This window comes from Massilia phyllosphaerae (assembly GCF_034659755.1).
GTDB lineage: Bacteria > Pseudomonadota > Gammaproteobacteria > Burkholderiales > Burkholderiaceae_D > Telluria > Telluria phyllosphaerae.
This window is the reverse complement of sequence record NZ_JAXSQX010000002.1, coordinates 72,928-90,045: the sequence shown is the minus strand read 5'-3', so window position 1 is coordinate 90,045 and position 17,118 is coordinate 72,928. Positions and strand designations below refer to the sequence as shown.

General features: G+C 63.1%; 28 protein-coding genes. 13 read left to right on the top strand and 15 right to left on the bottom strand.

Features of this window, described 5'->3' with window-relative positions; translation table 11 throughout:
• Genes U1H99_RS08610 through U1H99_RS08595 form a run of 4 tightly spaced genes read right to left on the bottom strand, consistent with a single transcriptional unit; the run spans position 1 to position 2,013 of the window.
• Positions 1 to 186 carry an excisionase gene (locus U1H99_RS08610; protein WP_323141323.1) on the bottom strand — a complete coding sequence of 62 codons (186 nt, stop codon included), beginning with the start codon at positions 184 to 186 and terminating at the stop codon, positions 1 to 3.
• Between the two features lie 9 nt (positions 187 to 195).
• Entirely contained in the window at positions 196 to 363 is a 168-nt protein-coding gene (locus U1H99_RS08605; RefSeq protein ID WP_323141322.1) for a hypothetical protein, read from the bottom strand.
• Entirely contained in the window at positions 360 to 1,340 is a 981-nt protein-coding gene (locus tag U1H99_RS08600) for a phage Gp37/Gp68 family protein (RefSeq protein ID WP_323142090.1), read from the bottom strand. The genes U1H99_RS08605 and U1H99_RS08600 overlap by 4 nt, the downstream gene beginning before the upstream one ends.
• Complete coding sequence (locus tag U1H99_RS08595; RefSeq protein ID WP_323141321.1) at positions 1,330 to 2,013, bottom strand: hypothetical protein; 684 nt, start codon at positions 2,011 to 2,013, stop codon at positions 1,330 to 1,332. Before U1H99_RS08595 ends, U1H99_RS08600 begins: the two co-directional genes overlap by 11 nt.
• Positions 2,014 to 2,044: 31 nt before the next feature.
• Between U1H99_RS08595 and U1H99_RS08590 the strand changes: the two genes are divergently transcribed.
• A complete protein-coding gene (locus tag U1H99_RS08590) occupies positions 2,045 to 2,662 on the top strand; it encodes a hypothetical protein (RefSeq protein ID WP_323141320.1) in 618 nt (205 codons plus the stop codon).
• 68 nt (positions 2,663 to 2,730) lie between these two features.
• Here the strand turns inward: U1H99_RS08590 and U1H99_RS08585 are convergent, their stop codons facing one another.
• The 11 genes from U1H99_RS08585 to U1H99_RS08535 all read right to left on the bottom strand — a co-directional run bounded on the left by U1H99_RS08585 (position 2,731) and on the right by U1H99_RS08535 (position 10,542).
• A complete protein-coding gene (locus tag U1H99_RS08585) occupies positions 2,731 to 3,123 on the bottom strand; it encodes a helix-turn-helix domain-containing protein (RefSeq protein ID WP_323141319.1) in 393 nt (130 codons plus the stop codon).
• Between the two features lie 10 nt (positions 3,124 to 3,133).
• On the bottom strand, positions 3,134 to 3,823 hold the full coding sequence (locus tag U1H99_RS08580; protein WP_323141318.1) for a hypothetical protein: 690 nt from the start codon (positions 3,821 to 3,823) through the stop codon (positions 3,134 to 3,136).
• A gap of 18 nt (positions 3,824 to 3,841) precedes the next feature.
• Positions 3,842 to 4,072 carry a hypothetical protein gene (locus U1H99_RS08575; protein ID WP_323141317.1) on the bottom strand — a complete coding sequence of 77 codons (231 nt, stop codon included), beginning with the start codon at positions 4,070 to 4,072 and terminating at the stop codon, positions 3,842 to 3,844.
• Positions 4,069 to 5,808 (bottom strand): YqaJ viral recombinase family protein, encoded by a 1,740-nt coding sequence (locus U1H99_RS08570; RefSeq protein ID WP_323141316.1) that lies wholly within the window; start codon positions 5,806 to 5,808, stop codon positions 4,069 to 4,071. The genes U1H99_RS08575 and U1H99_RS08570 overlap by 4 nt, the downstream gene beginning before the upstream one ends.
• Positions 5,809 to 5,865: 57 nt before the next feature.
• Positions 5,866 to 6,858, bottom strand: a complete 993-nt coding sequence (locus U1H99_RS08565) for a recombinase RecT (RefSeq protein ID WP_323141315.1) — start codon at positions 6,856 to 6,858, stop codon at positions 5,866 to 5,868.
• 130 nt (positions 6,859 to 6,988) lie between these two features.
• Positions 6,989 to 7,159, bottom strand: coding sequence for a hypothetical protein (locus tag U1H99_RS08560; RefSeq protein ID WP_323141314.1), 171 nt, complete (start codon positions 7,157 to 7,159; stop codon positions 6,989 to 6,991).
• Positions 7,156 to 7,785 carry a hypothetical protein gene (locus U1H99_RS08555; RefSeq protein WP_323141313.1) on the bottom strand — a complete coding sequence of 210 codons (630 nt, stop codon included), beginning with the start codon at positions 7,783 to 7,785 and terminating at the stop codon, positions 7,156 to 7,158. Before U1H99_RS08555 ends, U1H99_RS08560 begins: the two co-directional genes overlap by 4 nt.
• 180 nt (positions 7,786 to 7,965) lie before the next feature.
• Complete coding sequence (locus tag U1H99_RS08550) at positions 7,966 to 8,355, bottom strand: hypothetical protein (RefSeq protein WP_323141312.1); 390 nt, start codon at positions 8,353 to 8,355, stop codon at positions 7,966 to 7,968.
• A gap of 208 nt (positions 8,356 to 8,563) precedes the next feature.
• Positions 8,564 to 9,127 (bottom strand): hypothetical protein, encoded by a 564-nt coding sequence (locus U1H99_RS08545; RefSeq protein WP_323141311.1) that lies wholly within the window; start codon positions 9,125 to 9,127, stop codon positions 8,564 to 8,566.
• Positions 9,128 to 9,443: 316 nt separating this feature from the next.
• Positions 9,444 to 9,857 (bottom strand): Rap1a/Tai family immunity protein, encoded by a 414-nt coding sequence (locus U1H99_RS08540; RefSeq protein ID WP_323141310.1) that lies wholly within the window; start codon positions 9,855 to 9,857, stop codon positions 9,444 to 9,446.
• Positions 9,838 to 10,542: a LexA family transcriptional regulator gene (locus U1H99_RS08535; RefSeq protein WP_323141309.1), complete on the bottom strand. Its 705-nt coding sequence runs from the start codon at positions 10,540 to 10,542 to the stop codon at positions 9,838 to 9,840. Before U1H99_RS08535 ends, U1H99_RS08540 begins: the two co-directional genes overlap by 20 nt.
• A 69-nt stretch (positions 10,543 to 10,611) precedes the next feature.
• Between U1H99_RS08535 and U1H99_RS08530 the strand changes: the two genes are divergently transcribed.
• The 12 genes from U1H99_RS08530 (at position 10,612) to U1H99_RS08475 (ending at position 17,109) form a co-directional block, all read left to right on the top strand.
• A complete protein-coding gene (locus U1H99_RS08530) occupies positions 10,612 to 10,809 on the top strand; it encodes a hypothetical protein (protein WP_323141308.1) in 198 nt (65 codons plus the stop codon).
• A gap of 105 nt (positions 10,810 to 10,914) precedes the next feature.
• Positions 10,915 to 11,175: a hypothetical protein gene (locus U1H99_RS08525; RefSeq protein ID WP_323141307.1), complete on the top strand. Its 261-nt coding sequence runs from the start codon at positions 10,915 to 10,917 to the stop codon at positions 11,173 to 11,175.
• A gap of 71 nt (positions 11,176 to 11,246) precedes the next feature.
• Complete coding sequence (locus U1H99_RS08520) at positions 11,247 to 11,456, top strand: hypothetical protein (protein ID WP_323141306.1); 210 nt, start codon at positions 11,247 to 11,249, stop codon at positions 11,454 to 11,456.
• The gene (locus U1H99_RS08515) at positions 11,453 to 12,337 is read left to right on the top strand and encodes a DNA adenine methylase (RefSeq protein WP_323141305.1); all 885 of its coding nucleotides are present in this window, start codon (positions 11,453 to 11,455) and stop codon (positions 12,335 to 12,337) included. Before U1H99_RS08520 ends, U1H99_RS08515 begins: the two co-directional genes overlap by 4 nt.
• Positions 12,334 to 13,209, top strand: a complete 876-nt coding sequence (locus U1H99_RS08510; protein ID WP_323141304.1) for a YdaU family protein — start codon at positions 12,334 to 12,336, stop codon at positions 13,207 to 13,209. The genes U1H99_RS08515 and U1H99_RS08510 overlap by 4 nt, the downstream gene beginning before the upstream one ends.
• On the top strand, positions 13,206 to 13,487 hold the full coding sequence (locus U1H99_RS08505) for a hypothetical protein (protein ID WP_323141303.1): 282 nt from the start codon (positions 13,206 to 13,208) through the stop codon (positions 13,485 to 13,487). Before U1H99_RS08510 ends, U1H99_RS08505 begins: the two co-directional genes overlap by 4 nt.
• A gap of 5 nt (positions 13,488 to 13,492) precedes the next feature.
• Positions 13,493 to 13,948 carry a hypothetical protein gene (locus U1H99_RS08500; RefSeq protein WP_323141302.1) on the top strand — a complete coding sequence of 152 codons (456 nt, stop codon included), beginning with the start codon at positions 13,493 to 13,495 and terminating at the stop codon, positions 13,946 to 13,948.
• Positions 13,949 to 14,005: 57 nt separating this feature from the next.
• Positions 14,006 to 14,476: a RusA family crossover junction endodeoxyribonuclease gene (locus U1H99_RS08495; protein ID WP_323141301.1), complete on the top strand. Its 471-nt coding sequence runs from the start codon at positions 14,006 to 14,008 to the stop codon at positions 14,474 to 14,476.
• Positions 14,473 to 14,652 carry a hypothetical protein gene (locus U1H99_RS08490; protein WP_323141300.1) on the top strand — a complete coding sequence of 60 codons (180 nt, stop codon included), beginning with the start codon at positions 14,473 to 14,475 and terminating at the stop codon, positions 14,650 to 14,652. The genes U1H99_RS08495 and U1H99_RS08490 overlap by 4 nt, the downstream gene beginning before the upstream one ends.
• Positions 14,653 to 14,761: 109 nt before the next feature.
• The gene (locus U1H99_RS08485) at positions 14,762 to 15,070 is read left to right on the top strand and encodes a hypothetical protein (RefSeq protein WP_323141299.1); all 309 of its coding nucleotides are present in this window, start codon (positions 14,762 to 14,764) and stop codon (positions 15,068 to 15,070) included.
• A gap of 39 nt (positions 15,071 to 15,109) precedes the next feature.
• A complete protein-coding gene (locus tag U1H99_RS08480) occupies positions 15,110 to 15,664 on the top strand; it encodes a helix-turn-helix domain-containing protein (RefSeq protein WP_323141298.1) in 555 nt (184 codons plus the stop codon).
• A complete protein-coding gene (locus tag U1H99_RS08475; protein WP_323141297.1) occupies positions 15,661 to 17,109 on the top strand; it encodes a PBSX family phage terminase large subunit in 1,449 nt (482 codons plus the stop codon). The genes U1H99_RS08480 and U1H99_RS08475 overlap by 4 nt, the downstream gene beginning before the upstream one ends.
• Positions 17,110 to 17,118 lie beyond the last annotated feature (9 nt).

Below are 17,118 nucleotides of genomic sequence, written 5' to 3'. Positions count from 1 at the left end.
TCAGCTCACGTAGCGCGCGTCCCGCTTCACCTGCCATTTCCGGCCGATCTTCTGCGGCGGCGGGTGAATGTGGCCGTTGTGGACCCAGTTCAACAGGGTGTTCGTGTGCGGCACCTTCGAGAACTGCGCCTCGGCCCATTCCTTCAGGGTCACGTACCGCGATTGAATTTGTTGTGTGCTTGCCATTTTCTCTCCCTACCGTTTATTCTGCCGGCGCTCGCCGAACAGCTGCTGCTCGCGGGTCACCGGCGGCGCCGCTGGCACCGTGCCGCGGCGCTCGTACGCCGGCCGACGCCGGTTGTTGTGCGGGCACGTGAAGTGCGACGACACGCCGCTGCGGCGGTCTGGTCCTCGTTCGATCATGAAACCTCCGGAAATCCATCGTGCTGCACACCGTCGAGCTTGCGCCCGGCGGCTTTCTTGCCCACACGCGCGACTTGCTGGCGGTCTTCGAAGCCATGCCACTGCGGCTTATCCGTGAACGGTGCGGCACCTTCCAGGATGAGCGTCTTGCCCAGCACGCTTTGGCCTTCGATTGCCGGCAGCCACTCCCCCCACTGCTTGAAAAGGAACGGCACGCTGGCTGTCGCGCACTGGTCGCGCAGGCTGCGGGCCCAATCCGGATGCATCGGGCGGGCGCCTGGACCGCTCTCACCGCCGACGATGATCCAGTCGATACCCTGCAGGATTGGACCGTTCGACCAAGGCGTATAGCCACGCTTAAACCACGCTGCGGAGGATGCGTAGAAGTCGACCGGTCCCAGCAGGGGCTCCATACTCAGGAAACGCACGCGCGCCGGCACGGCCAGCAGCTTCGGCACGTCGCGGTCGGCCTCGTCCTGGTTGACGATCGAGGCGCCGATCCAGACGTTCGCCGGCCAGCCTGCCGGGTAGATGTTCGCCGGGTGCGGCCCGTGCTGGAACGGCTTCGAGATCCATGGCAACGGCACCATGCCTTTGACGTTGCCGACACGCTTCGTCAGCAGCAGCCAATCCAGGTTCGGCGTGCGCTCGATCAGCTCGAACAGGTCAGCGCGCCAGGCCGGGTCGACTGCGTTGTCGAACACGTCGGCGAGCGACGCGCAGAACACGCGCTGCCGGCGGCCGTGCGCGGCGAAGAACGCGTCGTGCGCGGCGTTCCAGGCCAGCGGCTTGCGCCAGTTCGCGACGCTCGTGCGGCGTCGCGGCGCGCCCGTGCCCCAGTTCACGGCCTGGCCGCCGCCGAAGCGCGCGTTGCGCGTCTCGGCGTAGCAATGGTCGCAGCCCGGGCTGACCTTGTGGCAGCCCTCCCAGGGGTTGAAGGTATGGTCGGTCCACTCGATCTTCGAATTAATCATTATGGCCGCCCTCGCTGTGGTCGTGTTCGGTGGCCAGCGCTGCCATGTCGGCGCGGCTCACGATGATCTTGCCCTGGCCGTGGCACTCGTCGCACGCCGCGCCGTTTTCGCAGGCCGGGCAATCGACGGCCGTGAGGTCGCCGGCTGCAGCCGGCGTTGCTGCGGCGACAGGGGCGGCGATTGCTTCCAGCACCGCGCGCACCAAGCACGTGCCGTTGTCTCCGGTGGCGTCATCCGAGAACCCTTGCAGCGCCTCGTGGACGGCCGGCATGTTGGCGATGCGTTCGTATTCTGCCCAGTCGGCCGGCGCCGCCGCGGGACGTGCTTGCGCCGCCTCGACCAGCTGCTGCGCCTGCTGCCCAATCTGCCGCGCGGCCCGGATCACCAGCCCGTCGACGTCGTCGGCCAGGTAGAAGCGCTCCGTCTCGAAGCAGGCGATGCCGGCGATGTCCTTGCCGGTCACAGCGTCCAGCGTGTCCAGCACGTCGATGCTGCCGCCGGCCGGCGCGATTTCGAGCAGGCGCGCCACGTCGAGCGCGGTGCCGATAGTGATGAAGCGGTCGGTGCCCGGGATGGGGATGATGTTGGCGGCCGTGCACGTGGCGTGCTGCAGCGCGCAGGCCGCGGCGATCAGCTGCAGGCGCCAGTGCTCTGCGGTGGTGTTGGTTTTGTTCATCGGCTTATATACTCCATGCTAAGATTGCAAAATGACAACGCTTATAAAATGGCTCAACAATCGTTATGTGCTCGCTGTCTTGCTGGCTGCTGGAGCCACGTGGGATCTGATTTTGGTAGGTCAGGCTTATTGCCTTAACAAATCTGATTGGGCAACGTGGGTCGGGTCGATCGGTACTGTTCTTACCTTCATCGGTACAATTTATTTGGCAACAGCCGAGGCGCGCCGACGTGAAAAACACGACCTTCTTCTGGCCCGGCTTCACGGAGCAGCTATTGCTACCCGAATATTCAATGCGCACGGCAGCGTCGTCGCAACAGCCAATATGCTTGGATTTGATGGGCGAATCACTATTGACCAAGCAGTCATCGATTTTTGCTTGCGTAAACTCACGGACTTGAATCTCTGGTCCATCGAGGAAATCACTCCCCTCGCTCCCTTGCCCGGCAACACAGCAGCCGAACTGGTCAAAGCTGCTGCCGACATCAAAGCGGCTACCCAGCTCATCGACGCTATGGCGGCGTTGCTGCCACAAAGCGCGATAATTACTGAACGCTTGGCCAGAAACACCCTTTTGATACTGGCGCGTACCGATACCCGGCTGTCGAAAGCGCTGCAAGTAATCTCCGAAGGTGACTTCGTTCCTTAGAGTCTGCTGGTGACTCTGTATAAAGGTGCATTCGTGAAGCTGGACATTGCCAAGCCTGCCTGTGCTATTCACGCCTCACCTCCCCGCGCCGGCCCGAAGAACGCGACGTCCTGCGGGTGCCGCTTCATCCCCATCTGGCGCGCCGGCACGACCACGCCGCCGTGCGGCCGCGCCTCTTGCGACTGGAGCCGCGCCGGGTCTTCCGGGCCCAGCTCCCACTGCTCCCGCTTCTGGGCATCCACCTCGCCCGAGCGGCGCACGTCGCCCATCTCGGCCATGTAGCGCAGGTAGCCGTAGACCGTGTTGCTGTTGATCTTGAGCACGCGCGCCAGGTCGACCACGGACAGCGGCGCCTTGCTCAGCAGCTCGGTGATGCGCCGGATGGCGTCGGCGCGCATCGCGACCTTGGTTGCATTCGACATATGGCGGCCCGGGCGCGGGAGGTCAGTGGGAAATGACATGGTTGTCTCCTTACATCTCGCCCACGGTGCTGGGCGCACCAGGGCGCGGAAACCAGACCGGCAGCACGTCGAAGTTTTCGCGGCGTTTCATGATGCCGCCGAAGCATTCCAGGTCACCGAGGCCGCCGAGCACGAAATTCAGCGGGCTGTCCTCGTCGCGGGTGAAAAAACGGATCGAGTTGCCGAAGCTTTTCGCGATCACCAGCGCGTCGGTGAGGTAGGTCGGATTGACGGCGCCACCGATTCCTTCGCGGTACCCGATCGTATTCAGGATGCGCTCGACGCGCGGGAAGTCGCCGTCGATCAGCGAGTTGCCCGGCTGGATGAACAGCGGCTGCGCCACCTCGCCCGAGAACATGGCTGCGCCGTTCGACATTACGTCCAGCGTATGCTTGGCGTTGCTGGCGTGCTTCAGCGCGTCCTTGTCGACCCGGACGATCACCTCGCGCTCGGCGTAGCCGTTCGGGTCACGGACGACGATGATGCGGTGCCCGTCACTGGCCACCACCATCACGCTGCCGTCGTCCAGCGGGCGGATATTGATGCCGTTGAGGTAAAAGCGGATATCGTTCTGGCCGGCGAACGGGAACACCAGCTTCACGGCCACCGCGCTGACGCGCGCGATCATGTGGCCGGGGCCGTGGTCTTCGTCGCCCAGCCCTTCCAGGCTGCTCTGTTCATTTCTCGTGGTGGCGTTCATCGTTTTACATCTCCAGTCCTATTTGTGGGTTGTGGGGTCTTGCTGGTAATTCAGGTATGCGCGGCGGATCCGCTCGTTCCAGCGCGCCTGGGCAGTCGGGTCGGTGTCCAGCTGCTTGCGGGTGTCGACCTCGCAGACTTCCTTCACCCGGCGCGCAGCGGCAGCTTCGCCGTCGACGCCCAGGAACTGCTGGAAGGCCTGCTCGCGGCAGCGCTGGACCGTCCAGAGGCAGGCGGCGCCGGGTTTCATGCTGCTTTCGCCTGCGACACAGCGGACAGGTGACGCTGCAGCGCCGCGCAGATGCGCACGAAATCCGACTCGCGGTAAAGCTTGGCTGACTTGTCGGTCATGGCATGCGCGAAGCCCAGGCGCGCCAGGCCCTCGGCTGTCAGGCTGATGGGCGCCAGGCGCTCGTTGATCTGGCCGAGCCGCAGCATGGCGTCGTCGTCCAGCGCCGCGCGCGCGGCCTCGATGGGCGTCACCTGGGCTGGTGGCAGCGTGCCGTGGTCTTCGTCGACATCGCAGAAAATGCTGCGGGAGCCGTTCGGTTTGCACATGATCGCAACGCCGTCATCGCGCTTCAACGTGGGATGGTAGTAGTGGCCGGCTGCGTTGATCGCCAGCGCCTCGACGTGGTCGGCTTCGAGCTTGGCCGCAGCCTCACGCGCTACCGCCTCCTGCTCCTGGCGCGCACGCTCGGCCTTCTCGGCCTCCTGCCGCTTGTGGTTGTCGATCCGCGCGCCCACCAGCATCTGGAAGTCTTCGTCCGGCTTCTGGATCACGGTCTGCAGGTCGGCGAACAGGAACTGGTGTTCGGCGGCGTGCTCCCGGTACCAGGCGAGGCGGCCGCGCACGCCGGCGGCGATCGCGTCGACGGCGATCTTCGCGTTCGCCAGCTCGGTGTCGACCGCATCCTGCAGCGTGGCCAGGGTGCGCTTGTTCTTCATGGCGCCGGCGAAGTCGCGAGTCTGGAACACCAGGCGCAGCGGCGTGATTTCGCGCTCGAGCTGGGCCACGTGGTCGGCGAACGCCTGCTTCACCTGGTTCAGGATGCTGGCCTTGATCAGTTCCTTCTTGTCCTTCACCGTGCGGGTCAGCGTCAGGCGCTTGGCGCGGAGCTGCTCGCTGATCAGGTCGATCGTGCGCATCAGGTCGGCGATATCGGCCGTCTGCTCCAGCGCGGCGCGCTTGGCCTGCTCGAGGTCTCCCTCGGCCTTCTCGCAAAACTTGACCGTGGCCTCGGCGTCGGCGAAGTCCTGATCGGTGACCAGGTCGGTCTTGATGCTGGCGATGAAGCGCTCGGCCCGGGCCTGGAAAGCCGGCAGGTTGCTGGCGGCCACCTCGCCGCGAATCTGGATCATCAGCGCCGGCAGCGACATGATCGGCTCGGCCTCCGGCTTGGCCGCGTACTCGGTCGGCACATAGGCGGCCAGATCGGCGGTGAACTGCGCCCAGCCGGCGCGGATGCGCTCCTGCCAGGCCGGGTCGGGCATGACGTCCATGTGAACGAAGTTGTCCAGGGTGCCGTCGGAGCACACGAACACCACTTTCCCGGCGCCGGTCACCATCATGATCTGCTGGCACTGCGGCATGTATTCGTCCGGCAGTTGGCCATCGTCCACCGCGGCGGCCAGCGCCTGGTTGAACTGCTTGTGCTCGAAGGCGATGTCGCCGCCCATGGTCAAGCCGTCGCAGGACGCCGACAGCAGGCCCTTGGAGCAGGTCACCGGGTAGAGGTCGTCGCCAATGAGGTCTTCGACCAGGGGGCGCGCCGCGGCTTCGACCATGTGGCCGTGGTCCAGGATGTTCTTCTGCACCCAGTCGCTGAACTCCTGCGCGGTGCCGGTGTGTTTCATGTGCAGCAGCTCGGTGCGCGAGACCTTCGACGAGATGCCCAGCATCGCGGCCGCCTCACTGGCGCCAAAATGCTCCAGTCGGAAAGCTTGCCATTCCGCGCTGCCCTGGACGAGATTGTGAATATGCATGATGGTTTCCTTGATCGGGTTGAGGTGGTCCCCTCATCAATGAGGGGACCAGGCGGTTTAGTCGTTCTCGTGGGCCCAGGCGTCGATCGTGTTCTTCTGGTCGTCCGTCAGCAGCTGGCGGGTTTCGATCATCGCGGTCAGCTCGGCCACAGTCTTCTGCTTGCTGATGATCTGGTTACGCCACCCGGCCTTCTTCTTCTCGAACTCCTCGGGCGCGCACATCGGCAGGTCGCCGCGCGCCGGCGGCGCCTCGCCGGCCTGGATGGTTGTGGCGCCGCGCACTTCGCCGGTGTCCTGGTCGACACTGCCGGCCTGGTCGTCGTCGCGCTCGTCGATCACCACCATTTCGCTATCGATCGTGAAGGCCTTGTTCGCGTCCACTGCGGTGGCCACGTCGACGGCGCGCTGCACCTCGATCGACTTCGGCATGTACTTGAGCACCTGGAGCAGCACGACCTTGCGGGCGTACATTTCCATGTTCTGGCCGTTCTTCTCCAGGGCGTAGTGCCGGCCGCCGACCTTGTTGAACTTGTCCAGGTGGCGCACCACGCGGTCCATCGTCCAGACCTCGATCACCGGGAACTGGCTGCCGTTGACGCGGCCGACGGCGTAGACGTGCGTGATGTCCTTCCAGGTGTCGCCGCCGTCACCCGGGCGGTGCTTGATGTAGGGCATGTCGCCCAGCGCCCAATCGAAGTCGTCGCCGCGGTAGACGGCGCCGGTCCAGACCGTGGCGCGGCCGGCGCGCGAGACCAGGTCGACCAAGCCCTGCCAGCCGGGCACGAAGGTGGCCTTGCCGCCGTAGGGCACCAGATAACCCTGCCCGCCGACGCCGATCTCAAGGCCCAGCTGGGCGGCGACGACGACCGAGCCGAAGATGCTGTGCAGGTCGCACTTCTGCAGCGCGGTGTTCTGGCTGAACGCGGTCATGGTCAGGCGAACCATGCGGTCGGGGCTGATGTGCTTGGGCAATGCGTTGGCGATCTGGCCTTTGTACTTGTCCAGGAATGAGCTCAGCGTCTTGGCTGGGCTGACGGCGACTTGGTTCATGGGGCGGTTCCTCTCGGGTTAAAAATCGTTCAATCGGCGCGCACTACCGGCGCGCTCTGCGTTTCGGTCACTTCCGCGGCCACGAAGCCCAGGGCCAGCAGCAGCACCAGGGCGCGGGCGAGGTCTCGGATCACAGCAGCTGCTCCAGCACACCGGCCAGGACGTACATCGCGATCAGGCCGGCGGCGCCGATCCAGGGCCGCGCATCCGAATACTCGATGCCGGTCAGCAGCAGCTTGCCGACCAGGTCGCGGCGCGGCGCCGGCGCGGCCGCTTGGGTGGTGGTGCGGGCGGCGATCATGCCGCCTCCTGGCGCGCGAGGATTGCAGCCTTCTTGCGCTCGTAGCTCTTCGACCAACCTGGGCGGCCCGTAACAGGGTGGCGGCGGATGGTGACGCCGCGCTGGCGCAGGGTGCGGGCGCGCTTCGGCGAGACGGTTGTATCGAGGCCAGGGTGATCGCGATACAGCGCGTCCTGCCACGCCAGAGTCTCGCGCGGGTCGTACTTGTAGTAGTCGGCGGACGGCTTATTCACAGCCAGCCATGCCTGCAGCTTCTCGCGCAGCACATAGCCGCCGAGGAAGCAGTAGCAGTGCTCCAGCTGCTCAAGCGTGGCGACGCCGACCTGCACTGCATCGATATCGCCGATCGGGCCAACCGACCACACCTGGCCATCGCATTCGAGCTGCGAACCGTCCGTGAGGGCAATCGTGAACGTGCGTCCTGCGAAGGCGCCACGTGAGCCAGGATCGATCTGCATGAAGTCGTAGAAGCCACTGTCGTGGGCAGTCAGGTAGTTCCCGTCGCGCCGGTACACGTACGTCGGCGCGCGGTCGACCACGACGTAGTAGCAAATCGTTTTGCTCCCGGTCATGTAGGGCTTGGCGATCACGTCGATAATCGCGATCGGCTTGTTCGTGCTGTCCATCCTGCTGCTCCTCGTCTGGCCGGCGCCGCCGGCGGTGGTTATTCGTGTTCGGGCTTTGTCCATGTCCCGCATGGGCCTGTGCGCCACAGGCTGGCGGCCACTCCGTGCAAGGCCCCCTGTTTTCCTGACCCGGGGGATGGCAGTTCGCGCTTGGTACCGGGGCGCGACGCACCGGTGAAATCAGATGGAGCGCGAGAAAAAGCGATCCCACACGCGCAGCTCGATGCGACGGTGCTGCGCGGCTTCGACGGCCTTGCGCTCGATGTCGGCCAGGTCCTGCTGGGCCAGCGGCAGCACGTAGGCGTAGATGGCGTGACTCACGACCTCGGCGATGCGTGCGCCGACCAGGGCGGATTTGCCCAGCACCGCGGCGCGCACCAGCGCTTCGGCTTCGTCGGCGTCGCAGTTCAGGGTGCGGTCGCCGAACTGGGCAGCGGCCTGCTCGGCTACGGCACGCACGATGGCGGCGCGGCCGGCCAAGATGTCGTTTTCGGTTGCGGTGATGCGGGCGTCGATCAGCTGCTCGAGCTTTTCGGCGCAGGCTTCGGCGTCTTGCGGGAATCGGTCCATGCTGCTCTCCAGTTAGCGGCTCGGCGGGTGCTGAGCTCGCTGCGATGGAGTAACTTTAGCCCACTAAACTAAGGAGCGCAAGAACTATTTTTAGCTTACTAAAGATTTTTGCTAAACTGCGCCTGCCCGAACACCTCGGGCGTGCCGGCCCGGCATCAAGGCGAAAAAAAAGCCCGCTCGGGGCGGGCTGTGCTGGATTGAGTATCGCTTACTTCGGAGGCGCTTTTTCCTGCAACTGCTGGCGCATCTGCTTGAGCAGCGAAGCTGTCTCTTCTGACTGCTTTTTCAGTTCGGCTTGCTGTGCCGCGGTCTCGTCAGCAACCTTCTTCAGGTCTGCCTGGGATGCGATGGTATTTTTGCCGGATTCGAACGATGCAAGCATATTGCCTAATACGGTCGCGTTGAACGCTGCGATCGCAAGGACCGTACTGATGGCAGTCAAAATCATCGAAGTCTTGAGACCACCGATGGCGCTCTGCGTGTCCTTGAGCGAAGATTCTACGCGCAAGAATCGGTCATCCATAGCTTGGAAGCGATTTTCCATCCTGGTGTTGGAAGCTTCGATGCTAGCTTGAATAGCCGCAACTCGACCGTCCATTCTCGCTTCAATGGCTTCCAACTTGGCATCAACCAACTGCTGATTAATATCTGTCATGGGCCTATCATATCTCGATTGGGCGGCATCCTCAACGCCCGCGTCCTGTTGAGACGGACCTGCCGCAAAGGTCACAGTAGGCGAACTGACGGGAAGCGAATAGATTTCCGCGCTCATTTTGGAGTCCTTGGGGCGTCAATTTTCCCATTCAGATAATCAATCATGCCTTCTACAGCCGGCCTAAAAGGCGTCTGCATTAAACTTCGGAGAAGTTGAAGAGTATTTGCCGCAGGACCGTCTAGCAGCCAAGTGGCATCCTTGAAAGAGCATTGATCAAATGCTGGACCTGCACCTCCAGAATACACCAAGCTTGTACCATCGAATTCGCATCGAACAAATCTCACTCCATCCACATGGACTTTATCAGATCCAAATTTTGTACCAGTTATTTCTGTGGGCATTTATCTTTCCTATTCCCCGCCGCGAGCGGGGATTATTTTTTGTCGAATGAGGAAATTGGCGGACGCTTCGAGCATGGGAACGCCTCGTTGAGCGACTTGAAGATAAGAGTGGCAGTATCGTAATGACGTAGCTCCGGATGATCGGCAAGGTATTTTGTAAACACCTCAACATACTGGCCGTGAGTGACTTGTTCAGGAATGCAAAAATATGGACGACTCTTATCAATTGCTGCTTGAGATTTAGTTCCAACTACAACGCCAATCACATACGAACCGCAGAGCATTTGAGTTGATAGTTGCGAGGATGAGCAATATGGGTAGATTGCATTTCCGTTACTAATATAGGATTCATCACTAGCTGCGGCGCAAAATGAAAAAAGAAGAGTAAGAGAAGTAATTAAGTATTTAATTTTCATATTGAAGAAGTTAAAGACCACCAGTTCCACTCGTATCGCGCACGCGCCCAATAATTGAAATGTGCTGCTCAACCAATTCCGGCGATACTTCTTCGACCGGATAAGCGGGATTGACGCTACGCAAAAGCAAAGTCCCATCTACCCGGCGACTCAAGTACTTGACCCGCAATTCGTCACCGTACCGGATTGCATACATCTTTCCGTCGATGACGTTACGCTCGTCCAGGTTCACCAAGATCGTGTCTCGCGCGTAAAGCATCGGCTCCATGCTGTCGCCCGCCACGCGGAAGCGCCGCACGCGCTCCGGGTTGATGCCGTGCTTCTGAAACCAGCTGCGCCGGTACGTGGCCGGCTCTTCATCCTCTACCAGCTCGTAAAGCGCAGTCCTACCATTACCGGCCGCGAATTCGATCCGCGATTCCGGCACCAACACGACGTCATCAGGCAGGGGGTCATCTGGATGGAGCACGCGCACGCGTCTTGTGCTTTCGCCATGCTCAGCACGATATTTCGGCAATTTCCCTTCTGTGACCCAGTCCAGGTTGAACTGCGTGCGCGCCAATGCGCGAAGCGGTTTCGGCCCCAGCTTTGTGCGGCCTGAGAACCATTGTGAGACGAGCCCTTCGCTCACGCGACAAAAATCCGCGAGGTCCTTCGGCTTCTCTAGGCCAAGCTCGGCCATCACCTCTGTCAAACGACTTGCAAGAGTATTCATTTTAGCAGTCTAAACATTCTTTGCTTTAGTGTGCTTGCAAAATTTACTTTAGTAAGCTAAAGTAAACGCATGGACGCTAAAAAAATCATCGAACGCATTGGGGGCACTGTGAAGACCGCAGAGCTTTGCCAAGTAACGCCCGGCGCAGTCTCGCAATGGCTGGATGCCGGCATACCAAAGGCGCGCCTCATGTACTTGAGGCTTGCGCGCCCTGATGCGTTCGATGACCCGCCTGCAGCCGCCACCACTGAACACCAGCCGCAGTAACCCTGCGGTTTTTTCGCGCCCAAAAAGTGCGCAGGGGCTCTTGCCCACGTACTACCCGCCGGCCACCTGGCCGACCACGAAACCCGCATCACCCTGGAGAAACACATGAACCACGCAGCACGCACCACCACCGTCGAAGTCTTGATGAACGAAACCGAGGTCGCCGGCCTGGACGCAATTCGCGGAAGCCTGGGCCGTAGCCCGTTCCTCCGCAGCCTGGTCGACGCCGCGGCGAAAGCCACCTCGACGGTCCGGACGCATGGTACTGGCCAGCCGGCCTGCAGGGAATCCCGGCAATGTCCGGGTCTCGGCCGCCAGGCCTGCCGCCCGCGCGGTGCAAAGGGTGGCGCCCGGAGGAATCTTTAATGGGTTCCGACTGCGCCACGAAGCAAAAAAATAGCCCAGCAGGACGCCGGGCTGGAAAGGATTACTTGAACGTGAACACTCTACCACTGGACAGCCAGGCGGCGACAAAAGTCATTGCCAAGGCGTGCAGCTGGGCCGACCGGCGCAAGGCTGCTGCTGCGGCGCCGGAAGACCAGAAGGCGCGCGAGGTCGGCCGCTATCAGGCCAGCGGTCGCGAGCTGGCCGAGGCCGTCGAGAAGTACCGCAAGGCCGAGCAGCAGGCGGGGAGCTGCCCACCGTGAGCACCTCTGCCGACATTATCGAGGCGCCGGCCCGGCCGGTGCTGCGCTACCACGGCGGCAAGTTCCGCCTGGCGCCGTGGATCCTCTCGTTCTTCCCCCGCCACACCGTCTACGTCGAGCCATTCGGCGGCGCCGCATCCGTACTGCTGCAAAAGCCGCGCGTCGGCGCCGAGTGCTACAACGACCTGGACGGCACCATCGTCAACCTCTTCCGCATCCTGCGGGATCCAGAGCGCGCGCTCGAGCTGCAGCACCTGGTAGAGCTGACCCCGTTTGCCCGCGACGAATTCGACTGGGCCTACGAGCCGGCCACCAGCGACATGGACCTGGCCCACAAGACCGTTATCAAGTCGTTCATGGGCCACGGCTCTGACTCGGCTACCCGCGGCTGCCGCACCGGCTTCCGATCGAAGCTGACCGACGGCCGCGTGCTGCCGGCCGTGGAGTACTCCACCTGGCCGAACGCCATCCCCAGCTTCACGCGTCGCCTGCGCGGCGTCCTGATCGAGAACCGCACGGCGATCGAGGTAATTGAGCGCATGGACTCGATGTCGACCCTGATCTATGCCGACCCTCCCTACTGCCACAGCACTCGCTCGGCGATCATGGGCCGCTCGGCGAAGACGCACGGGTACCGCCACGAAATGACGGACGACGACCACCGCGCGCTGGCCGCAGTACTCCACGCCGCAAAGGGCATGGTCGTGCTGTCCGGATACCCCAGCGACCTCTACGACGTCGAGCTGTTCCCGGACTGGCTCCGCTACGAACGTCGTGCAGTAGCCGACGGCGCCAAGATCCGCACCGAGGTGGTCTGGATCAACGAGGCCTGCGCCGCCGCGCTTGAGCAGCAATCGGCCCAGCTGGGGATGTTCCCATGAACTTCTACAAACGCCACATAGGCGACTACACGAAGAAGGCCGCCCACCTGACGCTGCTCGAGCACGGCATTTACGCGCGCCTGATGGACGTCTACTACACCCGCGAGGCCGGCATCCCCCAGGACAAAGCCGCGCGCCTCATCGGGGCCCGGTCGAAGGACGAGCAGCAGGCCCTGGCCAGCGTGCTGGAAGAGTTCTTCGACTTGGTGGACGGCGTGTGGGTGCAAAACCGCTGCGAGGAAGAGATTGCGGCGGCCAGCGCACAAGCCGATGCAAACCGAAGCAATGGCAAAAAGGGAGGAAGGCCAAAGGGAAAGAAAACCGAATCGGAACCGAAAAATAACCCATTGGGTTTTGATTCGGATAACGAAAAAAACCTTAGCCAGACTCCAGACTCCAGACTCCAGACAAAACCAGACAACGACGACTCTACGTTCAGTGGCTACGAGACCCCGTCGTCGTCGCCTTTGCCCGAGCGTGAAGACCCGCCCGAGAGCACTGCGCCACCGATCGCTATGGCTGTCGCCCTGCGCAAGCAAGGTGTCGACGCGACGTTCACGCATCCCGCCGTGCTGGACTGGGTGAAGCGCGAGATCAGCCTCGACGTCCTGCAAGCCGCTGTTGCCCTGGCACGCGAGCAGAAAGGCCCAACCGCAAAGATCCCGGCGAACTACCTGGTGCCGATCGTCGAGAAGCTGCTGAACCCGCCACAGGCGCTGCCTGGCGTGCCTGGCCGCCCTGTCGCAGCAGCCCCACCAGCACCGCCCCGCAAGCCCCAGGGCAACGAGCCGAAGGGCACCGACGAGAGCTACGACGAGTGGCAAGCCCGCGTCGACGCGTTCGAACGCGCACAGCGAGGCCGAGCCGCATGAACCGCGACCACGATCCCTGCCGCTGCTGCGCACGGTTCCTGCCGACCGGCGGCCAGAAGCTGCATGAGGATGGACCGGGACGCTGCGAAGGCGAGGAACGTGAGGCGCATTCGACGGACCACCCGTGTCCGCTGTACGTCGAGCGGGGATCGCGGCAAGCGAGGCTGCTGGCCAAGAGCGACCGGGAACACCTGGCTGAGCTGCAGCGCCGGCATCCCGAGACCATTTCGCGCGCGAGCGCACCACCTTCCCCGGTATCGCGGGGACGACAACCTTAAAGGGCATGACCATGTTTTGGCCGTTCAACATCCCAGCCAAGCGCCGCGAGCGCGAAGCCCAGCACCGCCGTGAAGAGCAGCAGCGCATCAAGGACGACATCGAGGCCGAGAATCGCCGCCAACGGCGCCGCCAGAGCCTGCTCAGCCCGTCGCCAAAGATGTCGCGGCCGTTCTCGGCGTCCCCCAGCAGCGCCGCCCCGCGCAGCAGTTCCAGCACGGTCTACGACGATCCGCTGTCGCCGTTGAACCCGCTGTCGCCGCTCAGCCCGGTGCAGCAGGCCACCTGGTCGGCGCCGGCGGACGAGCCGCGCCATTCGTCCAGCCACTGCAGCTCGATCAGCAGCCATTCGCATTCGAGCAGCGACTACAGCAGCAGCTCGCACAGCCACAGCAGCCACGACCACGGCTGCTCCAGCAGCAGCTACGACAGCGGCTCGTCGAGCAGCAGCAGCGACTGGTGACCACCACCCCACCCGGCCAGCCCGGGCGCACAACAACGACATAGGAGAACCTGAACGATGATCCGCCTTACCCTGCCTTACCCGATCAGCGCGAACCGCTACTGGGCCACGCGCGTAATCCCTGGCAAGGGCCCGCGCAAGGCCCAGGCCATGACCTACGTGACGCCGGAGGCCAAGGCGTACAAGGCCGAGGTGCAGCGGCTGGCTATGGCTGCCGGCTGGCATGCGCCGATCATTGGCCGCTACGCGATGCACATCCAGCTGTACCCGCACCGCCCTGTCGACTGGAAGACTCGCCAGCGCAAGTTCGGTGCAGCCTGGGACGACACCGTGCAGTGCATCGACCTGGGCAACTCCGAGAAGGTGCTGAGTGACGCGCTTAAGGATGTGGTCATGCCCGACGATAAGTGGGGTCGCCGCATCCTGCTGGAGCGCATGGAGCCGGACGGCGAGGCGCGCGTTGTGGTGACGATCACGGCCATGCCGGTGGCGCAGGCGCAAGCGGACCTGCTTGGAGAAGCGGCATGAGCCTGCACCACCGCACTGATGCAGACCTAGCCGCCGATGTGCGCATGCTCGTCGCAGAGCTCAGCAAGTTGTGCGTAGAGCTGGGTAAGCGTGGTATCGAGGTCAATACCCTCCACTACGAGGGCGGCGCCATCAAGGTCGGCAGCATTGAACGCATCACCAAGGAAGCCCTATGATTCCCCTCGCCCTCATCGCCGCCTGGCTCGGCGCATCCGTGGCCATGTCCTGGCTCGCCGGCCGCTTCATCCGCGTGGGCATGGTCGATCTGCAGCGGGAGACGTCGTCTTGACCGACCGCCGCCACATCGGTAGCCGCCTGGAGAACTGGGCCCGGCTCCACACCCAGCACCGCGGCGTCCAGCAGGAAGAGCGCCGCGCCTTCGACCAGGTCGACGCCAAGTTGCTCGAGCGGATGATGCCGGACCTGCCGACGATCCAGCGGTCCCTGTTGTGGTGGTGCTACGTCAAGCAGGAAACGCCGGAGGGCACCTGCTTGCTGCTGGGCATCGCCAACAAGCCGGCGGTGCAGTTCGTGGCCGCCTTCCGGCTTGCGCAGACCACAATCGAGGCGCTCGCTGCTGGGCAAAATCATTGACTGGTGGCATCATTACGTCATTTCCAATAGGAATCGACTATGGGCCGCCAATCGAAATTGACAGATGCGCAGTGGGAGAAGATCGGCAAGCGCCTGCTGGCCGGTGAATCCCCTTCCGCACTGGCGCGCGAGTTCGGCGTCAGCAAGTCGACGATCTCAGGTCGCTTTTCCGAACGCGTACAGAACGTGAAAGACGTTGCAAATCAAATAGTTGCAACTGAGAACGCACTTTCGAAGCTGAACATTTCCGAACAAATAGCCGCACGCTCGCTCGCCGACGACCTCAAGGCGATCAGCGAGCACCTGGCCGGCGCTGCACGCTTTGGCGCGGCCACCGCGCACCGGCTGTCGGGCATCGCGCACAATAAGGCCAGCGAGATCGACGACGCGGCGCCGATGGATGAAGGAAGCCGCACTGCCCTGGGCAACATCGCCGTGTTGACCAAGATGGCCAACGAGGCCAGCGAGATTGGCCTGAACCTGCTCAAGGCGAACAAGGACACTATCGACGAGTTGAACAAGCGCGGCGCCGACGAATCCAGCCCGGTCAATCCGGCGCGCGGCACCGTATTCAAGATCGTGAGGCCTGCGTGAGCGCCGTGCTCGAGCAACCGCTGGAGATCGAGCTGTTCGAAGCATTCGAGTTCCTGCTGTACCCGAAGCGGATCAAGGTCCCGTTCGGCGGCCGCGGCGGCGCCAAGACCGAGGAAATCGCGGAAATCCTGGTGTGGTCGATGTGGGCGCATGGAACGAAGGTGCTGTGCGCGCGCGAGTTCCAGAACTCGATCGAGGAGTCCAGCATGGCGGTGCTGGAAGCGAAGATCGAGAAGCTGGGCCTGGGCGGCTTCTTCGACATCCAGAACGACGGCATCTACGGCCGCAACGGCTCGAAGGCCAAGTTTGTCGGCCTGTCGCGCAACATCGCCTCGATCAAGTCGAAGTTCGGCTACAACATCGTGTGGGTCGAGGAAGCGGAAAACGTCAGCGAGAACAGCTGGAAGGTGCTGATCCCAACCGTGCGCGAGGGCGGATCCGAAATCTGGGTCAGCTTCAACCCGGGCGAGGCGGATGCGCCGACCTACAAACGCTTCGTCCTGCCCTACATCGAGCACATCGAGAAGGAAATCGCCGCTGGCCGCCCGGGCTTCTACGAGGACGACTACACGTACGTGCGCAAGGTGTCGTACCGGGACAACCCGAAGTTCCCCGAGGTGCTGCGCATCGAGATGGAGCGCGATAAGGCCGCCAACTTCAAGAAGTACCTGCACGTGTGGGAAGGCGAATGCAACGCTGACTACGAAGACTCGGTGATCGAACCCGAGTGGGTCGACGCCGCCATCGATGCGCACCTCAAGCTGAAGTACACGCCGCGCGGCGATCGTGTGCTGGGCTTCGACCCAGCCGACAGCGGCGCCGACTCGAAAGGCCTGGCGCGGCGCTACGGCATGCTGGTGGAAGATGTGCGGCGCTGGAACGACGGCGACATTGACGACGCGATCACGCGCACCTTCGACGACGCCTTCCAGTACCGCTCCGACATCATCGTCTACGACAGCATCGGCGTCGGCGCCGGCGTGAAGGTCGGGCTCAAGGAGCGCATTGCTGGCCGGGACATCGACGTGCAGGGCTTCGGCGCCGGTGACGCGCCCTGGCCCGGCAAGTACGAAGAGGACCGGCTGAACGAGGACGTGTTTCGCAACCTGCGTGCCATGGGCTGGTGGCTGCTGCGCGACCGGTTCAAGCGGACCTACGAAGCCCTGGTGAAGGGCGAGTACCACGACCCGGCCACGATGATCAGCCTGTCCAGCGACATCAAGGACCTGCAGCAGCTGAAGACCGAGCTGGTCCGCCAGCAGCGCAAGCGCACCGCCGGCTCGAAGATGATCCAGCTGGTGAGCAAGGACGAGATGCGCGCCAAGAAGATCCCGTCGCCGAACATGGCCGACGCGCTCATGATGTGCTTCATGGTCCGCGACAAGCCGAAGAAAGCGGCGCCGGCCAAGCCGATCCCCATGGCGTCACCCTGGGCCAGGCGGTAGACTGTCGGG